Genomic DNA, 13,646 nt, shown 5'->3' with positions numbered 1-13,646 from the left:
GCTCCGCAACAATCCTTCCCATCGCTGCAACGCACGCGGGCCTATGCTCGGGGTCGTACGTCCACCTCCCATCTTTCATCCGCCAATGGCGGCAGCCCCTCCCCCAAGGTAAACCCATGACAGAGTCCAGTGACGGCCCGTTGTTCTCCCCCACCCGTCTGGGGGCCATCGACGTCGCCAACCGCGTCGCGATGGCGCCGCTGACGCGCAACCGCGCGATCCACGACCGCATCCCCAATCCGCTTGCGATCCAGTATTACGAGCAGCGCGCCAGCGCCGGCCTGATCATCGCCGAGGCCACCCAGATCAGCCCGATGGGCCAGGGCTACCTCGACACGCCCGGCATCTACAGCCAGGCGCAGATCGACGCCTGGAAAAAGGTCACCGATGCGGTGCATGCACGCGGCGGCAAGATCGTGCTGCAGCTGTGGCATGTCGGCCGCATCTCGCACACCAGCCTGCTGCCCGAGGGCGAAGTCCCGGTCGCACCGAGTGCACTGCGTGCCAACACCAAGACGTTCACCGCCAACGGGTTTGAAGAGGTCTCCGAGCCGCGTGCCCTGCGCCTGGACGAGATTCCCGGCCTGATCCAGGACTTCCGGCAGGCCGCGCGCAACGCGATCACTGCCGGCTTCGACGGCGTGGAAGTGCATGCCGCCAACGGCTACCTGATCGACCAGTTCCTCCGCGATGGCAGCAACCAGCGCACCGACGAATACGGTGGCAGCATCGAGAACCGCACCCGCCTGCTCGATGAAGTGGTCCGCGCGATCGCCTCGGAAATCGGTGCCGAACGCACCGGTGTGCGCCTGTCACCGGTCACCCCGGCCAACGATGCCGCCGACTCCAACCCGCAGCCGCTGTTCGAACGCGCCGTCGAACGCCTGGAGGCCATCGGCCCGCTCGCTTTCATCCATGTGATCGAAGGGGCGACCGGTGGTCCACGCGACAACATCGCCTTCGACTATGCCGCCCTGCGCGCCAAATTCACCGGTGCCTGGATCGCCAACAACGGCTATGACCAGGCACGTGCGGAAGCAGCGGTGGCGTCGGGTTATGCCGACATGATCGCCTTCGGTCGGCCCTATATCGCCAACCCGGACCTGGTCGAGCGCTTCCGTCTCGGCGTGGCGTTGTCCGATCTGGACCAGGACACGCTGTACGGCGGCGGTGCGCACGGCTACACCGACTACCCCAGCGTTTCCGGCTGATCCGCGCGCCGTTACCGGGCGCGCATCGCATCGGTCACATCGCCGCCGGCAAGCACCGGCAGCAGCGCCCGGGGCAGCTTGCAGGGGCGCGTGGGCACACTGTCCACGCGCCACCCGCGCCCGAGCAGCACGCCCTTCCCCTTCGAGGGTGGGCCATTTCCCGGTGCCGGACAGCTGATGTCACTGAGCAGCACCTGTCCGTTGCGATCCAGCCATTGCTGGACGAAGTACTCCCCATCGGCAAAGCGCATCGTCCCGAGATTCAACTGCGTCAGCGGCCGACTTTCCACGTCGCCCTGCCAGGTGGACTGCAGTTCCACGCCACTGAACAGCAGGCGTCGCCGCAGCAGCACCTGGTGGTTGGCATCCAGCAGGACCAGTTCCTCATCGCCCCCGTCCAGATAGCGGCGCGTCCAGGTGCGGTCCGTGCCCCAGGGCAGGATATCGAAGCTCTCTGGCGACACCGGTTCGCTGCCATCGGCCAGCATCATGCCCAGCTTCCCGTCCCGGCGGAATACCACGCGGTCAGCGTCCATGCGCACCACAGCTTCGAAGGGACGACCCACGATGCGGCCACGCGCGAGGTTGCACAGGTGGTTGACGCCGGCGTCCTGCTCCCGGAGCAACAGCAACGGCGGGGTGACGTGGTTTTCGTCGATCGCCATCTCGGCAGGCACCGTGTAGGCCGTGCGTCCATCCCACCACAGGCGCGGTGAGGACTCGTCGCCGAACCTTCCCAGCAATCCGCTGCCAACGGTATCGAACCGGGTCACGCCTGAGGGCGCGAAGATCACCTTGCCATCGCAGTCCAGTACCGCTGCGGTCTCGGTATCGGTGGGATGGCGCACGCGCCATGGCGGTGCCTGCCGCTGTTCGGCATCGGGTTCGTCGAGCACCACTGCCAGCGCGGCCGGGGCGGCGGTGGGCGGGTGGGCGCCCTCCTTGTCCGACACCTGCCAGCGGCCACCGCAGTAGTCCAGGCGGACGTTGCTACGCTGTGCGGCAAAGTGTCCATCGGCCATCAGCCAGCCGGGCTCGGGCGTGTCGTCGGCGCTGCCGGTAGCGTGCCGGTGGACCTGCTCGGGCCAGTCGCGCCGCCCTGCGGTGCCGCCGTACTGTCGGTAGCGGGGATACAGGCCATCCTGCTGGTAGCGTGCGATGTCGGTCGCCCTGCCCTGTGCATCCACCCGCCGCCACAGCTCGCCCTGACGCAGCCACCAGCCACCGTCGCTGACCGGCAGCAGTGCGTCGATGTCATCGGAGAACAGCGTCGTGCCTTCTTCATCCAGCACGTTGCAGTGTTCAGGCACCTGGACACTGCAGGCCACATACACAGGGCGGCCGGCGAACGGTCCGGCGACCCACTGGAACTGGCGCTCGTCCAGTTCCATGACCGGGTGCCCGTGCAGGTCATGGAAGCGAAGCGGACCACGTTGGGGATTCCACAGCACGCGATCGGGCGCCGCCAATGGTACCCACTCGCCATCGTTCAGTGCAGGCAGGCGCACCTGGCCCAGCGCATCGACCACGCCCCAACCGCCGGTGGGGTCTCCGTCCGGCTTGATGAACGCCTTCCACAACGGATCACCGGGGACGGCCTGGCGCAGCACGAACCGTTCTTGGTACTCAGTGTAGCCGCGGTCCTCGCGCAGCAGCCGGCCTGCATCGTCATACCACTGTTGTGGCGTGGACGTGTGCTGCGCGCGCATCCAACGGTCGGCGGACAGGCGCTGCATGCGCGCGCCATTGGGCGGTACCAGCAGGCGGCCATCGACGGACACCAGCGCCTCGGCGCCGAAGCTGTTGCCCAGCACGGTGAACGACTGCGCCTGCGCGCCGCCTGCCAGCGACGCCAGCGCGGCTACCACGAACATCCTTTTCATCGGTCACATCGTACAAAGCGGAGCTGCACGCTACCGCCTGTGCAGGGACGATGCAATGCAACCGGCGCGACCGCGCACGCGGCGTGCCATCGCAGCCGCGCGGGAAAGCCGGCCGTGTCCGCTCAGTACACCGGCAACGAAATGAAGCTGGCCTGCTGCGGCGCGTGCCAGATCTGCTGCGTCGCCTTCTGGTAATCGCCCGGCTTGGCCAGGTAGATGTTCGGCACGAACGTCTGCGGATTGCGGTCGTACAGCGGGAACAGGCTGGACTGCACCTGCACCATGACCCGATGACCCGGCTGGAACACATGGTTCGCGGTCGGCAGACCGAATTTGTAGTCAAGCACCTGATTGCTCGCGATCGCCTTCGGGTCGCTGAAGCTCTCGCGGTACCGGCCACGGAAGATCGCCATCGAGACCGACAGCTCGTACCCGCCCATCTCCGGCGTCGACGGCGTCTGGTCCGGATACACATCGATCAGCTTCACCACCCAATCGCTGTCGCTGCCGCTCGTCGCCGCCTGCAGATTGACCTGCGGCGCACCACCGATCCGCAGCGGTTCGGTCAAGGGCTCACTGACGAAGGTCAGCACGTCCGGCCGGCCGTCCACGAAGCGCTGATCCTTCACCAACCAACTGGTCCACATATCGCGGTCGGCGAACCGCACCGGGCGCGGCACGAACGGCACCGGCTTGGCCGGATCGGACACATACGCCTCGAACGTGGCCTCCCCCGCCTGCGGTGCCTCGAAGGACAGCTTGCCGCCCGCGCGCAGATACAGCGGCCTGGACTGCGCCACGCTGCGCGGCCACTGCTGCAGCTTGTCCCAGTGGTTCTCGCCGGTGTTGTAGATCAGCACCGGCGGCGTCTGCGCCTTGGGCGCGCCATCGACCAGGTACTGATCGAAGAACGGCTTGAGCACATCGCGGCGGAACTGCAGTGCGGTATCGCCGTCGAACTTCAACGGCCCCAGGCTGCTGCCGTCATAGTTGACCTGGCTGTGCCGCCACGGGCCCATCACCAGATAGTTCAGCGTGTTGCCGGTGTCGCGCGGTTCCATCGCCGCATAGCTGTGCACCGCGCCCCACATGTCCTCCTGGTCCCACAGGCCCTGCAGCCACATCGTGGGCACCTTCAGTTCGGTCTTGGCCATCCGCGCGTCCAGCGCCTGCTCCTGCCAGAACGCGTCGTAGCCTGGATGCTCGATCAGCTTGTGCCACCACGGCAGCTGGTCCAGCCCATTGGCCTTGGCGTAGTCGCCCGCCGAGCCGGCGCGCAGGAAGGTCGTGTAATCGTCGTAGCCCACGCTGGGGATCGACGGCCCCTTGCCGCGCTTGGCCAGCTGCCCGGTGAAGTAGCCGAAGTTGACCTGCCGGAACGCCCCGTAGTTGAGCCAGTCGTCGCCCATCCAGCCATCGATCATCGGGCTCTGCGGCGCGGCGACCTTCAACGCGGGGTGCGGGTTGGTCAGCGCCATCACCACGGTGAAGCCCTCGTAGGATGAGCCCAGCATGCCGACCTTGCCGTTGCTCTCGGGCACGTGCTTGACCAGCCAGTCGATGGTGTCCCACGCGTCGGTGGCGTGGTCGACCTTGGTGTTGTTGAGCGGCCCGCGCAACGGCCGGGTCATTACGTAATCGCCCTCGGAGCCGTACTTGCCGCGGATGTCCTGGAACACCCGGATGTACCCGCCATCGACGAACACCTCGTCGCCCTGCGGCAGGATGTCGCGCATGTTCGGCGAATCCATGCGCTTGGCGCGGTTGGCGGCGTCATAAGGCGTACGGGTCAGCAGGATCGGCGCGTTCCTGGCGCCCTTGGGCACCACGATCACCGTGTAGAGCTTCGTTCCATCGCGCATCGGCACCATCACCACACGCTTGTCGTAGTTGTCCTGCGCCGTGGGCGTCACGAAGCCCTTGGCGGGAATGTCCGGGGTCATCGGCGAGGTCTGCGCCGACACACTGGCCGCAACCATCAGACTCAACAGCGCAACTGGCAATACACGCACACGCATGGGGCTCTCCCGGCAGTGATGGCAACTCCCGCAGCCTAGCGCTGCGGGCGCTGCCCCGGTAGATGCCGATCGGCCTGTTCCGTGGCCATTTCGCGCATTCAGCTGCCAACCACCGTTTCATGCAAAGCCTGCCAGGCCAGCGTGCCCTCAGCGCTGTCCACCAGGATGGCCAGGGCTTCGCGGCGATGGCCCGCGCCACCCGCCTCGCTCTGGTCTTCGCGGTAGCGCACTGCGCAGGTGTTGGCACCCAACGGCAGATACTGCAAAGCATCGACGGTGATCTGCAGGCCTGGCCGGCTGCCATGGGCCGATCCGAAGAAGCCTGCCAGCGCCGGCTTGTCCAGGCGCACGCCCCGGATGCCGACCATGCTGAAGTCGTCGTTGAAACGGGCGAGCAGCGTGTCCAGCGCAGCCAGCGGCGCGCGGCCGGTGAACCAGTCTTCGATCAGTACATGCAGGTCATGGATTTCGGTGAAGGCAAGCGTGTCATTCATGGGGAGGTTCTCAAGGAAAGGGAGGACGCCGGCAGGCGCCACAACAACAGGATGGGCAGCAGGCTCATGCCGGCCGCCAGCAGCAGGGTGAGCGTGAATGCCTGTGCCGGCAGGACGGCGGAGAGCAGCGCCAGGACGCAGGCCAGCAGTGCGGCGGCCAGGCAGAAGCTGAGCTGGCGGTTGAGGTTCCACAGCGCGCTGCCCGGCAGCAGCTCCGCATCCGCCAGGCTCTGGAAGGCGAGCGTCTGCGCACTGCTGCTGCACAGGCTGCCACCCAGGCCCATCAGCGCGAACGCCAGCACCGGCAACCCCGGGTGGCCGACCTGCACGCCGATCAGCAGCGCGATGCCGAGCGCCTGACATCCCATGCCGAAGCCCAGGAGTGGGCGCGCCCCGATGCGTGGCAGCCAGTGCCGGGTGGTGGCGATCGCGCAGGCCGAGGCGATCGCCCACGGCACCATGAAGCCACCGATGGCGGCGGCCCCGTAGCCTTGATCATGCAGCAGCAACGTCGCCACCAGTTGGGTCCCGATGAAGGTGCCCGGCACCAGCAGATAGACCAGCATCGCCAACCGCAGCGAGGCATGCCGCAGCAACGACCACTGCAGCACCGGCTGATCGGTCCGACGCGCACTGCGGGCGTAGAGGAACAGCACCACGGCGGCGGCAACCAGCAGCCCGGCGCCCACCGGCCGCTGGCCCGGCTCGGCGATCAGGCTCAGCGCGACCAGCAGCACGCTCAGCCCCATCGAACCCAGCAGCAGCCCGCGCCGGTCCAGCGCTGGCGCGGACAGCGGCGCACCCGGACGCACCCAGCAGGCCGCCAGCACCAGGGCCACCACGGCCAGCGGCACACTGACCAGCAACACGCCCCGCCACGAGCCCCACTCCACCAGCAGGCCCCCCAGGGTCGGCGACAGCGCCGGCACCAGCAGCGCGACGGCCATGATGCGGGCGGTCAGGCGCGCGCGGTCGGCCGGTGGGCATTCGCGGTAGGCCATCGCCTGCCCGACCGGAATCAACAGGCCGCCACCCAGCCCCTGCAGCAGGCGCCAGCCGATCAGCCACTCGATGCTGGGGGCGGTGCCCGCCAGCACCGCGCCCAGGGTGAACAGCGCCAGCGACACGCACAGCAGCAGCCGCTCACCCAGGCGTGCGGCGAGCCAGCTGCCGAGCGGAATGACCAGGGTCAGGCCAAGCATGTAGGCGTTGCCGATCCACGCCAGCTGCGGCACGGAGGCCTGCAGGTCGGTGGCGATGGCCGGATAGGCGACCGTGCCGATGAACATGTTCACCAGGTCCAGCGAGAATCCCAGCAGGTACAACGTTTCCACTCTCGCCCGGTAGGTCATGGCGTGCTCCGATTACAAGGCGGCAGCATGCGCGTTGCCAGCGGCTGGATATATGGGCAATCGAGTGCAAGACTGTCAAACCATTTTTGACAGACACGGCAGCCATGGTCAGCCTGGACCGCTTCGAAACCTTCAAGGCGATTGTCGATGCCGGCAGCCTGACCGCGGCCGCGCAGCGCCTTGGTCAGAGCCGGGCCGTGGTGAGCTTCAATCTCAAGCGGCTGGAGCAGGAACTGGGCGTGACCCTGCTGGTGCGCAATACCCGCAGCCTGGCGTTGACCGAGGCCGGCGAACGCTTCTACCAGCACTGCACTGCCCTGCTGGCGACTGCCGAACTGGCGATCGATGAAGCCCGCAGCGAACAGCTGCAGCTGCGCGGGACACTGCGGCTGACCACCACGCCGGAGTACGCGATCGCCCGGGTCGTGCCGGTGCTGGAATCGTTCCGTGCCCTGCATCCCGAGCTGCGCCTGCACCTGTCGACTTCACCGGCGCCGGCGGACCTGATCCCCGAGCGGTTCGATCTGGCGATCCGGCTGGGGCGCCTGCAGGACTCGCAGCTGCGCGCGACCCTGCTGGACGAGCACGCGCTGTGCGCGGTCGCCTCACCGTCGTTGTTGTCCACCTTGCCCGACGATGCGGCACGCGACGACCCGGACTGGATCCGCACGCTGCCACGATTGGGGTACCCGCGCCTAGCGGACCTGCCGCTGGTGGCCCCCGATGGGAGCACCGCGCTGTTTGCCTGCAACCCCGCCCATGCGATGGTCACGGTCGACAACGCCTCCACGCTGCGCGCCTTCGCGCTGGCCGGGGCCGGCGCGACCGTGTTGCCGCAGTGGTTGATCGATGACGATCTGGCGCAGGGCCGGCTGCTGCCGATCCTGCGCCACCATCGTTTCCCGCGCCAGGGCGTGTATGCGGTGTTTCCGAACACCGCCCAGCCCTCGCGCCGGGTCCGGCTGCTGCTGGCGCACCTGCGCGAGCACCTGCCGGGGTGACCGGTGGCACGACCAACGGTCGTGCCCTACCCCGTAACGCGCGTTGGGTCCGCTCCGCGGTAGGTACCGACCGTTGGTCGGTACCGGCGCGTCCGTCAGCTCAGCGGACGACCTGTTCCGCCAGCTCCAGCGGCACGCGCTGGACCGGTGCGTTGGCCGCGCGCGACAGCTGCACTTCGTACTGCCCACCGGCGATCTTCCACTGCTTGTCGGCGGTGTCGAAGCTGGCCAGCGTCTTCGGTTCGGCTTCGATGCGGATCCTCCGGCTCTCGCCCGGCTGCAGCATGACCTTCTGGAAGCCGATCAGGCGGATCGGCGTGGTGCTGCCCTGCGGCAGTTGCAGGTACAGCTGCGGCACATCCGCACCGGCGACCTTGCCGGTGTTGCGCACGTCCACGCTGGCGACCACACGCTGGCCTTCCACCACCACCTGCAGGTTGTCGTAGCCGAAGCTGGTGTAGGACAGGCCATGGCCGAACGCGTACTGCGGGGTCAGGCCCTTGGCGGCGAACCACTTGTAGCCGACGTTGGCGCCTTCGATGGTGTAATCGATGGTGTCATCCGGCTTGTTCTTCGGGTTGAAGCCCAGGCCGTTGACGTGCGGGCGCGGCAACTGGCTGACATCCACCGGCCAGGTCACCGGCAGGCGGCCGGACGGATTGACCTTGCCGGTCAGCAGCGCGGCGATGCCTTCGCCACCGCGGATGCCCGGGTACCACGCCTGCAGGATGGCCGGTACCTGCTGCAGCCACGGCAGCTCGACCGGGCCATTGGTTTCCAGCACCACCACGGTCTTCGGGTTGGCCTTGGCCACCCCGGCGATCAGCTTGTCCTGGTTGTCCGGCAGCTGCATGTGCGGCAGATCGACCGACTCGGCCGACCACTGCGTGGCGAACACGATGGCCACATCGGCGGCAGCGGCAGCGCGCGCGGCGGCAGCCACGTCACGGCCATCCACGTAATCGATGCGGGCATCCGGACGTTCGGCACGCAGCGCTTCCAGCGGCGAGGACGGATGGAAGATCACCGGGCCCGGCCAGGTGGTCGGCATCACGCCCGGCACCGCATTGGTGCCGCGCGCGGTCCAGCCGACCATCGAGGAACCGCCGCCGCCGATCACGCCCTTGTCGGCATGGCCACCGATGATGACGATGCGCTGCACGTCCTTGCCCAAGGGCAGCAGATCATCGGCATTGCGCAGCAGCACGCTGCCTTCTTCGACGGTGCGCTGCGCGGCGTGGAAACCGGCGTCGTCGTCGATCGGCTCATGCACCGGCGGCAGGTCGAAATTGCCGTGCGCGAACATGGTGCGCAGGATGCGGCTCACCATGTCGTCCAGGCGCGCCTGCGGCACCACGCCACCGGCCACGGCCAGGCGCAGCGGTTCGTCGAAATAGACCGCCTTGTCGAACACTTCACCGGCCGACTGCTGGTCCAGGCCGGCCAGCGCCGCCTTGGAGCCGCTGTGCACGCCGCCCCAATCGGACATCACGAAACCGGGGAACTTCCATTCCTGCTTGAGCACCTCGTTCATGAGGTAATCGTGTTCGCAGCCGTAGGTGCCGTTGATGCGGTTGTACGAGCACATCGCCGAACCGGGCTTGCCGATGTCGATGGCGATCTCGAAGGCCAGCAGGTCCGACTCGCGCATCGCCTGCTCGCCGATCTCGGCGCTGTGGAAATTGCGCGAGGTCTCCATGTCGTTCAGCGCGAAGTGCTTCATCGTGGAGATCACGTGCTGGCTCTGCACGCCGCGGATCGATTCGCCGACCAGCACGCCGGCCAGCAGGGGATCTTCACCGGCGTATTCGAAGTTGCGGCCATTGCGCGGATCGCGCTGCAGGTTGACGCTGCCGGCCAGCAGGATGTTGAAGCGCTGCTGCCAGGCTTCGCGACCCATGGTGGCACCGCCAGCGAAAGCGATATCCGGGTTCCAGCTCGACGCGGTGGACGGACCGGACGGCATCGCGGTGGCGTGGTCGCCCTTGCGCAGGCCACCCGGGTTGGTCACGCCGACGCCGGCATCGGCCGACTGCTGCGAGGGAATGCCCAGGCGCGGCACGCCCGGTACGAAACCGGCCGAACCGACCGCGCCTTCCGGCAGCGGACCGCCGTCCTTGCCCAGCCCGAAGTAGCTGTGCAGCATCTGGAACTTCTCGTCCACGGTCATCTGCGCGACCAGGGCCTTGGCACGGGCATCGGCGTTCAGGGCGGTGTCCATCCACGGCGTCTCGCCGCCGACCGGCGCGGCATAGCCCAGGGTCAGCAGCGTGGCCGCGGTGGTGCCCTTCCTGCCGTCATGGGTGCGCAGCTTGATCGGGGCCGAGCTGGCCGACTGGAAGCCATCACTGAAGTAGCGCTCGTTGGCTTCCAGCGCGACGCGCGACGGATCGAAGCCGGCGGTGGTGGCCGCATCGGCGCTGACCGCGCCCAGCAGCACGGCCGGTGCGCCCAGGCGCGAACGGGTGACCAGCGGCGGCAGTGCGGCGGCATCGGCAGCGCTGGTGTACAGCGCGACGACGTGGCGGCCGTCGTTGAGGCGCAGGTAATTCAGCGACGGCTGTTCGGTGCCCGACTCGGCCTCGATCGGCAGGCGGGTCAGCACGACGCTGCCGGTCTGCTGCGCGGCGGCAGGATCGGCGGTCACGAAACGATAGTGGTAGCCCAGCGCGTCGGCCAGACCCTGCAACGGGTCCACGCGGTCGGCGCGGCGTTCCACGTTGCGCACGGTCAGGGCATCGACCTGCAGCTGCTCCAGCTGCGCGGCGACCACGGCCGCATCCAGCTCACCCGGGGTCTGTTCCAAGGTCAGCACGGTGAACGCGTCGGTGGTGGCGGCCGGGGCGGCAGCCCAGGCGGAAGCGCTCAGCGAGAGCGCGATGGCGGCCGTCAGGGCCAGGGGCTTTGAAATCGTTTTCATGAGCGGACGAAACACCTTTGCTTGCGCAATAAATCCAGGGAGTCTTGCCGCAGAAGGGTGCAGCGCCATGTCGGCGGGAACCACGCGCAGGCGCGCGGAACCGTTTACAACGCAAGGCGATGACGGCTACGTCCAGGCCCCTCCGCCCGTCGTGACAGCCGCACCACCCGGGAGCCCGTTACCGGCACTCCACCCCGGAAGAGTGGGCGAGCCTGTTCATGCCTGTCAACAGCGTGTTCACATTTGGGACACCGTGGCGCGCCGGATTCACGACGAAACAGGCTTGATGACCCGGGTCTGGGCGGCCTCCAGCACCTGCCCGCGCTGGTCGCGCGGCTGCATCAGCGCCAGCGGGCGATCGTCGCTGTCGGCCTGCAGAACCGAGCGTGGTTCGCCCGGCGCGAACAGGAAGGCTTCGCCCCATTGGCGCAGCGCCACCACCAGCGGGAACAGCGCGCGACCGCGTTCGGTGAGCACGTATTCCTGATAGCTGCGGCCTTCGGCCAAGGGCTGCTGCGCCAGCACGTCCGCCTCCAGCAAGGCCTGCAGGCGCTGGCTGAGCATGCTCCGCGACATCCCCAGGCGGCGCTGGAAATCGCTGAAACGGCGCACCCCGTCGAAGGCCTCGCGCACGATCAGCAGCGACCAGCGGTCGCCGACCAGATCCAGCGCGCGCCCGACCGGGCAGGTTGTCATCGACTCGGTGGTCATCAGGATTCTCCGCTCAAGGTTTCATTTTAGAACCACATGCCGCAGAATCAACTGGTTCTATTTTGAGACTGAATGATGGCGCCCACCGCCCCCGGCATTTCCGCTTCCCCGCTTCCCTCCGCCCTGCTGATGCTGTTCGCCTGCGCCGCCGGGCTCAGCGTGGCCAATGTCTATTACGCGCAGCCCTTGCTGGATGCGCTGGCGGCCGATCTGCAGATCAGCACCGGCCGCATCGGCGCGGTGATCGCCGCCACCCAGCTCGGCTCGGTCGCCGCCCTGCTGTGGGTGGTGCCGCTGGGCGACCGCATGGAGCGTCGCCGCCTGATGGCGATCCAGACAGTGGGCCTGGTGCTCGCCCTGCTGGCCGTCGCGATGGCCGCGCAGGCCTGGAGTCTGTTGCTGGGCATGCTGGCGGTGGGCCTGCTCGGCACCGCGATGACCCAGGGGCTGATCGCCTATGCGGCCGCCGCCGCAGGCGAGCACGAGCGCGGCCGCGTGGTCGGTGCCGCACAGGCCGGCGTGGTGGTCGGGTTGCTGTTGGCGCGCGTGGTGGCTGGCGCGGTGGCCGATCTGGGCGGTTGGCGCGCGGTGTACCTGCTCTCGGCGGCGCTGATGGTGGTGATGGGCACCCTGCTGTGGGCGCGCCTGCCGCGGCTGCCGGTGCCCATCGCGCCCGGCGCGCGGACCGGCGTGATCGCCCTGCTGCGGCAGCAGCCGGTGCTGCGCCAGCGCGGCGTGCTGGGACTGCTGCTGTTCACCGTGTTCGGGCTGTTCTGGAGCAGCATGAGCCTGCCACTGAGCGCACCGCCGTATGCGCTCAGCCACACCGGCATCGGCGCCTTCGCGCTGGTCGGCCTGCTCGGCGCATTGGCGGCGGCACGCAGCGGGCACTGGAGCGACCGTGGCCATGCCGGTCGGGTCACCACCGGCGCCCTGCTGCTGATGCTACTGAGCTGGGCGCCGATCGCGGCGATGTCCCACCACCTCGGCTGGCTGGTGCTCGGTGTGCTGCTGCTGGACCTCGCCGTGCAGGCGCTGCACGTGACCAACCAGAGCCGCATCCTGGCCGCGGCCCCGCACGCACAGGCGCAGGTGATCGCCGCGTACATGCTGTTCTACGCGGCCGGCAGCGGGATCGGAGCGCTGCTGGGCAGCAGCTTGTATGCCGCGTATGGCTGGAACGGCGTGTGCATCGCCGGCGCGCTGGTTTCGTTGCTTGCGCTGGGCGCGTGGGAAACCCTGCAACGCTCCCCGAACGGCCGGTCGTCCTGACCCCGACCGCCTCGGCGGCGGGGCTTTCCGCTACCCTGCGCAGCAGATGCAAAGATTGAATGATGCGGAGCGTGCGTTGAAGGCGTCCACGGCAGTAAACGAGCAGTGGTCTGGCGCACTGCTGCTTGGCCCGCATTTCGCCGTGCTGCAGGGGCATGCCGGTGCCACCGGTGCGCATGCCCACTATGCCCACCAGATGCTGCTGGCCGAGACCGGCCAATGGACTGTGGAGAACGAAAACGGGCTGCAGTGCGGCGCGCGCCTGTTGCTCCCCTCGTTCCAGTCGCATGCGGTGCGCACCGTGCCGCTGCGCGGCTGCACGGTATGGATTGAACCCAGCCATGTCGACCTGCAGAAGCTGCAGACACAGCTGCCATTGCTTCCCTGTGATCCGCAGGCCTTGTTGCCCTGTCTGTCGGCCCTGGTCGCGCGGGCGCCGCTGGATCGACGGCTGCAGGCCGCACTGTCCGCACTGGACGCGCGGTTGCCCGAGCGCATTGCGGCACCGGCGATTGCGGCGGCCGCGCACCTGTCCGAAAGCCAGTTGCACCGCCGCTTCCAGCAGGACCTGGCGGTGTCGCTGCGTGGCCTGGTGCTGTGGCGCCGGTTACGCCAGGCACTGGTCCAGGTCATCGAGGGACACAGTCTGACCACCAGCGCACATGCCGCCGGCTTCGCCGACCTTGCGCACTTCTCGCGCAGCCTGCGGCGCATGTTCGGCGTGGCGCCCCGGCCACTAGCCCGCCCGCCACCAACGCACAAAAGACGCGACAGAAACAACCCC

10 protein-coding genes are annotated in these 13,646 nt (G+C 68.1%); 4 read left to right on the top strand and 6 right to left on the bottom strand.

The features are described from left to right. Positions 1–116 precede the first annotated feature (116 nt). A complete protein-coding gene (locus ABE473_RS00050; RefSeq protein ID WP_346487978.1) occupies positions 117–1,211 on the top strand; it encodes an alkene reductase in 1,095 nt (364 codons plus the stop codon). 11 nt (positions 1,212–1,222) lie between these two features. On the opposite strand, the gene ABE473_RS00045 is transcribed toward ABE473_RS00050, so the two are convergent. The 4 genes from ABE473_RS00045 to ABE473_RS00030 all read right to left on the bottom strand — a co-directional run bounded on the left by ABE473_RS00045 (position 1,223) and on the right by ABE473_RS00030 (position 6,958). Beyond that, positions 1,223–3,094: a hypothetical protein gene (locus tag ABE473_RS00045; protein WP_346487977.1), complete on the bottom strand. Its 1,872-nt coding sequence runs from the start codon at positions 3,092–3,094 to the stop codon at positions 1,223–1,225. Positions 3,095–3,216: 122 nt separating this feature from the next. Beyond that, positions 3,217–5,112: a CocE/NonD family hydrolase gene (locus tag ABE473_RS00040; RefSeq protein WP_346487976.1), complete on the bottom strand. Its 1,896-nt coding sequence runs from the start codon at positions 5,110–5,112 to the stop codon at positions 3,217–3,219. A 98-nt stretch (positions 5,113–5,210) separates the two neighbouring features. Beyond that, a complete protein-coding gene (locus tag ABE473_RS00035; RefSeq protein WP_346487975.1) occupies positions 5,211–5,606 on the bottom strand; it encodes a hypothetical protein in 396 nt (131 codons plus the stop codon). Then, positions 5,603–6,958: an MFS transporter gene (locus ABE473_RS00030; protein ID WP_346487974.1), complete on the bottom strand. Its 1,356-nt coding sequence runs from the start codon at positions 6,956–6,958 to the stop codon at positions 5,603–5,605. The genes ABE473_RS00035 and ABE473_RS00030 overlap by 4 nt, the downstream gene beginning before the upstream one ends. A 104-nt stretch (positions 6,959–7,062) precedes the next feature. Between ABE473_RS00030 and ABE473_RS00025 the strand changes: the two genes are divergently transcribed. Further along, positions 7,063–7,959 (top strand): LysR family transcriptional regulator, encoded by an 897-nt coding sequence (locus ABE473_RS00025; RefSeq protein WP_346487973.1) that lies wholly within the window; start codon positions 7,063–7,065, stop codon positions 7,957–7,959. A gap of 100 nt (positions 7,960–8,059) precedes the next feature. Here the strand turns inward: ABE473_RS00025 and ABE473_RS00020 are convergent, their stop codons facing one another. Both ABE473_RS00020 and ABE473_RS00015 read right to left on the bottom strand, forming a co-directional pair. Next, positions 8,060–10,879 (bottom strand): glycoside hydrolase family 3 C-terminal domain-containing protein, encoded by a 2,820-nt coding sequence (locus tag ABE473_RS00020; RefSeq protein WP_346487972.1) that lies wholly within the window; start codon positions 10,877–10,879, stop codon positions 8,060–8,062. 267 nt (positions 10,880–11,146) lie between these two features. After that, on the bottom strand, positions 11,147–11,590 hold the full coding sequence (locus ABE473_RS00015; protein ID WP_346487971.1) for a helix-turn-helix domain-containing protein: 444 nt from the start codon (positions 11,588–11,590) through the stop codon (positions 11,147–11,149). 75 nt (positions 11,591–11,665) lie between these two features. On the opposite strand from ABE473_RS00015, the gene ABE473_RS00010 reads away from it, so the two are divergent. Together ABE473_RS00010 and ABE473_RS00005 are read left to right on the top strand one after the other, a co-directional pair. Next, complete coding sequence (locus tag ABE473_RS00010; RefSeq protein WP_346487970.1) at positions 11,666–12,862, top strand: MFS transporter; 1,197 nt, start codon at positions 11,666–11,668, stop codon at positions 12,860–12,862. Further along, positions 12,807–13,646: helix-turn-helix domain-containing protein (locus ABE473_RS00005; RefSeq protein WP_346487969.1), on the top strand; the 840-nt coding region annotated here is incomplete at its 3' end. The genes ABE473_RS00010 and ABE473_RS00005, both read left to right, overlap by 56 nt.

The organism is Stenotrophomonas sp. TWI700, assembly GCF_039673645.1.
Classification (GTDB): Bacteria; Pseudomonadota; Gammaproteobacteria; order Xanthomonadales; family Xanthomonadaceae; genus Stenotrophomonas; species Stenotrophomonas maltophilia_AA.
This window is presented reverse-complemented; position numbering and strand designations above follow the sequence as displayed.

Coding starts and splice junctions, on each gene's coding strand:
- ABE473_RS00050 (WP_346487978.1), top strand. CDS start 117: ATGACAGAGTCCAGTGACGGCCCGTTGTTCTCCCCCACCCGTCTGGGG.
- ABE473_RS00045 (WP_346487977.1), bottom strand. CDS start 3,094: ATGAAAAGGATGTTCGTGGTAGCCGCGCTGGCGTCGCTGGCAGGCGGC.
- ABE473_RS00040 (WP_346487976.1), bottom strand. CDS start 5,112: ATGCGTGTGCGTGTATTGCCAGTTGCGCTGTTGAGTCTGATGGTTGCG.
- ABE473_RS00035 (WP_346487975.1), bottom strand. CDS start 5,606: ATGAATGACACGCTTGCCTTCACCGAAATCCATGACCTGCATGTACTG.
- ABE473_RS00030 (WP_346487974.1), bottom strand. CDS start 6,958: ATGACCTACCGGGCGAGAGTGGAAACGTTGTACCTGCTGGGATTCTCG.
- ABE473_RS00025 (WP_346487973.1), top strand. CDS start 7,063: ATGGTCAGCCTGGACCGCTTCGAAACCTTCAAGGCGATTGTCGATGCC.
- ABE473_RS00020 (WP_346487972.1), bottom strand. CDS start 10,879: ATGAAAACGATTTCAAAGCCCCTGGCCCTGACGGCCGCCATCGCGCTC.
- ABE473_RS00015 (WP_346487971.1), bottom strand. CDS start 11,590: ATGACCACCGAGTCGATGACAACCTGCCCGGTCGGGCGCGCGCTGGAT.
- ABE473_RS00010 (WP_346487970.1), top strand. CDS start 11,666: ATGGCGCCCACCGCCCCCGGCATTTCCGCTTCCCCGCTTCCCTCCGCC.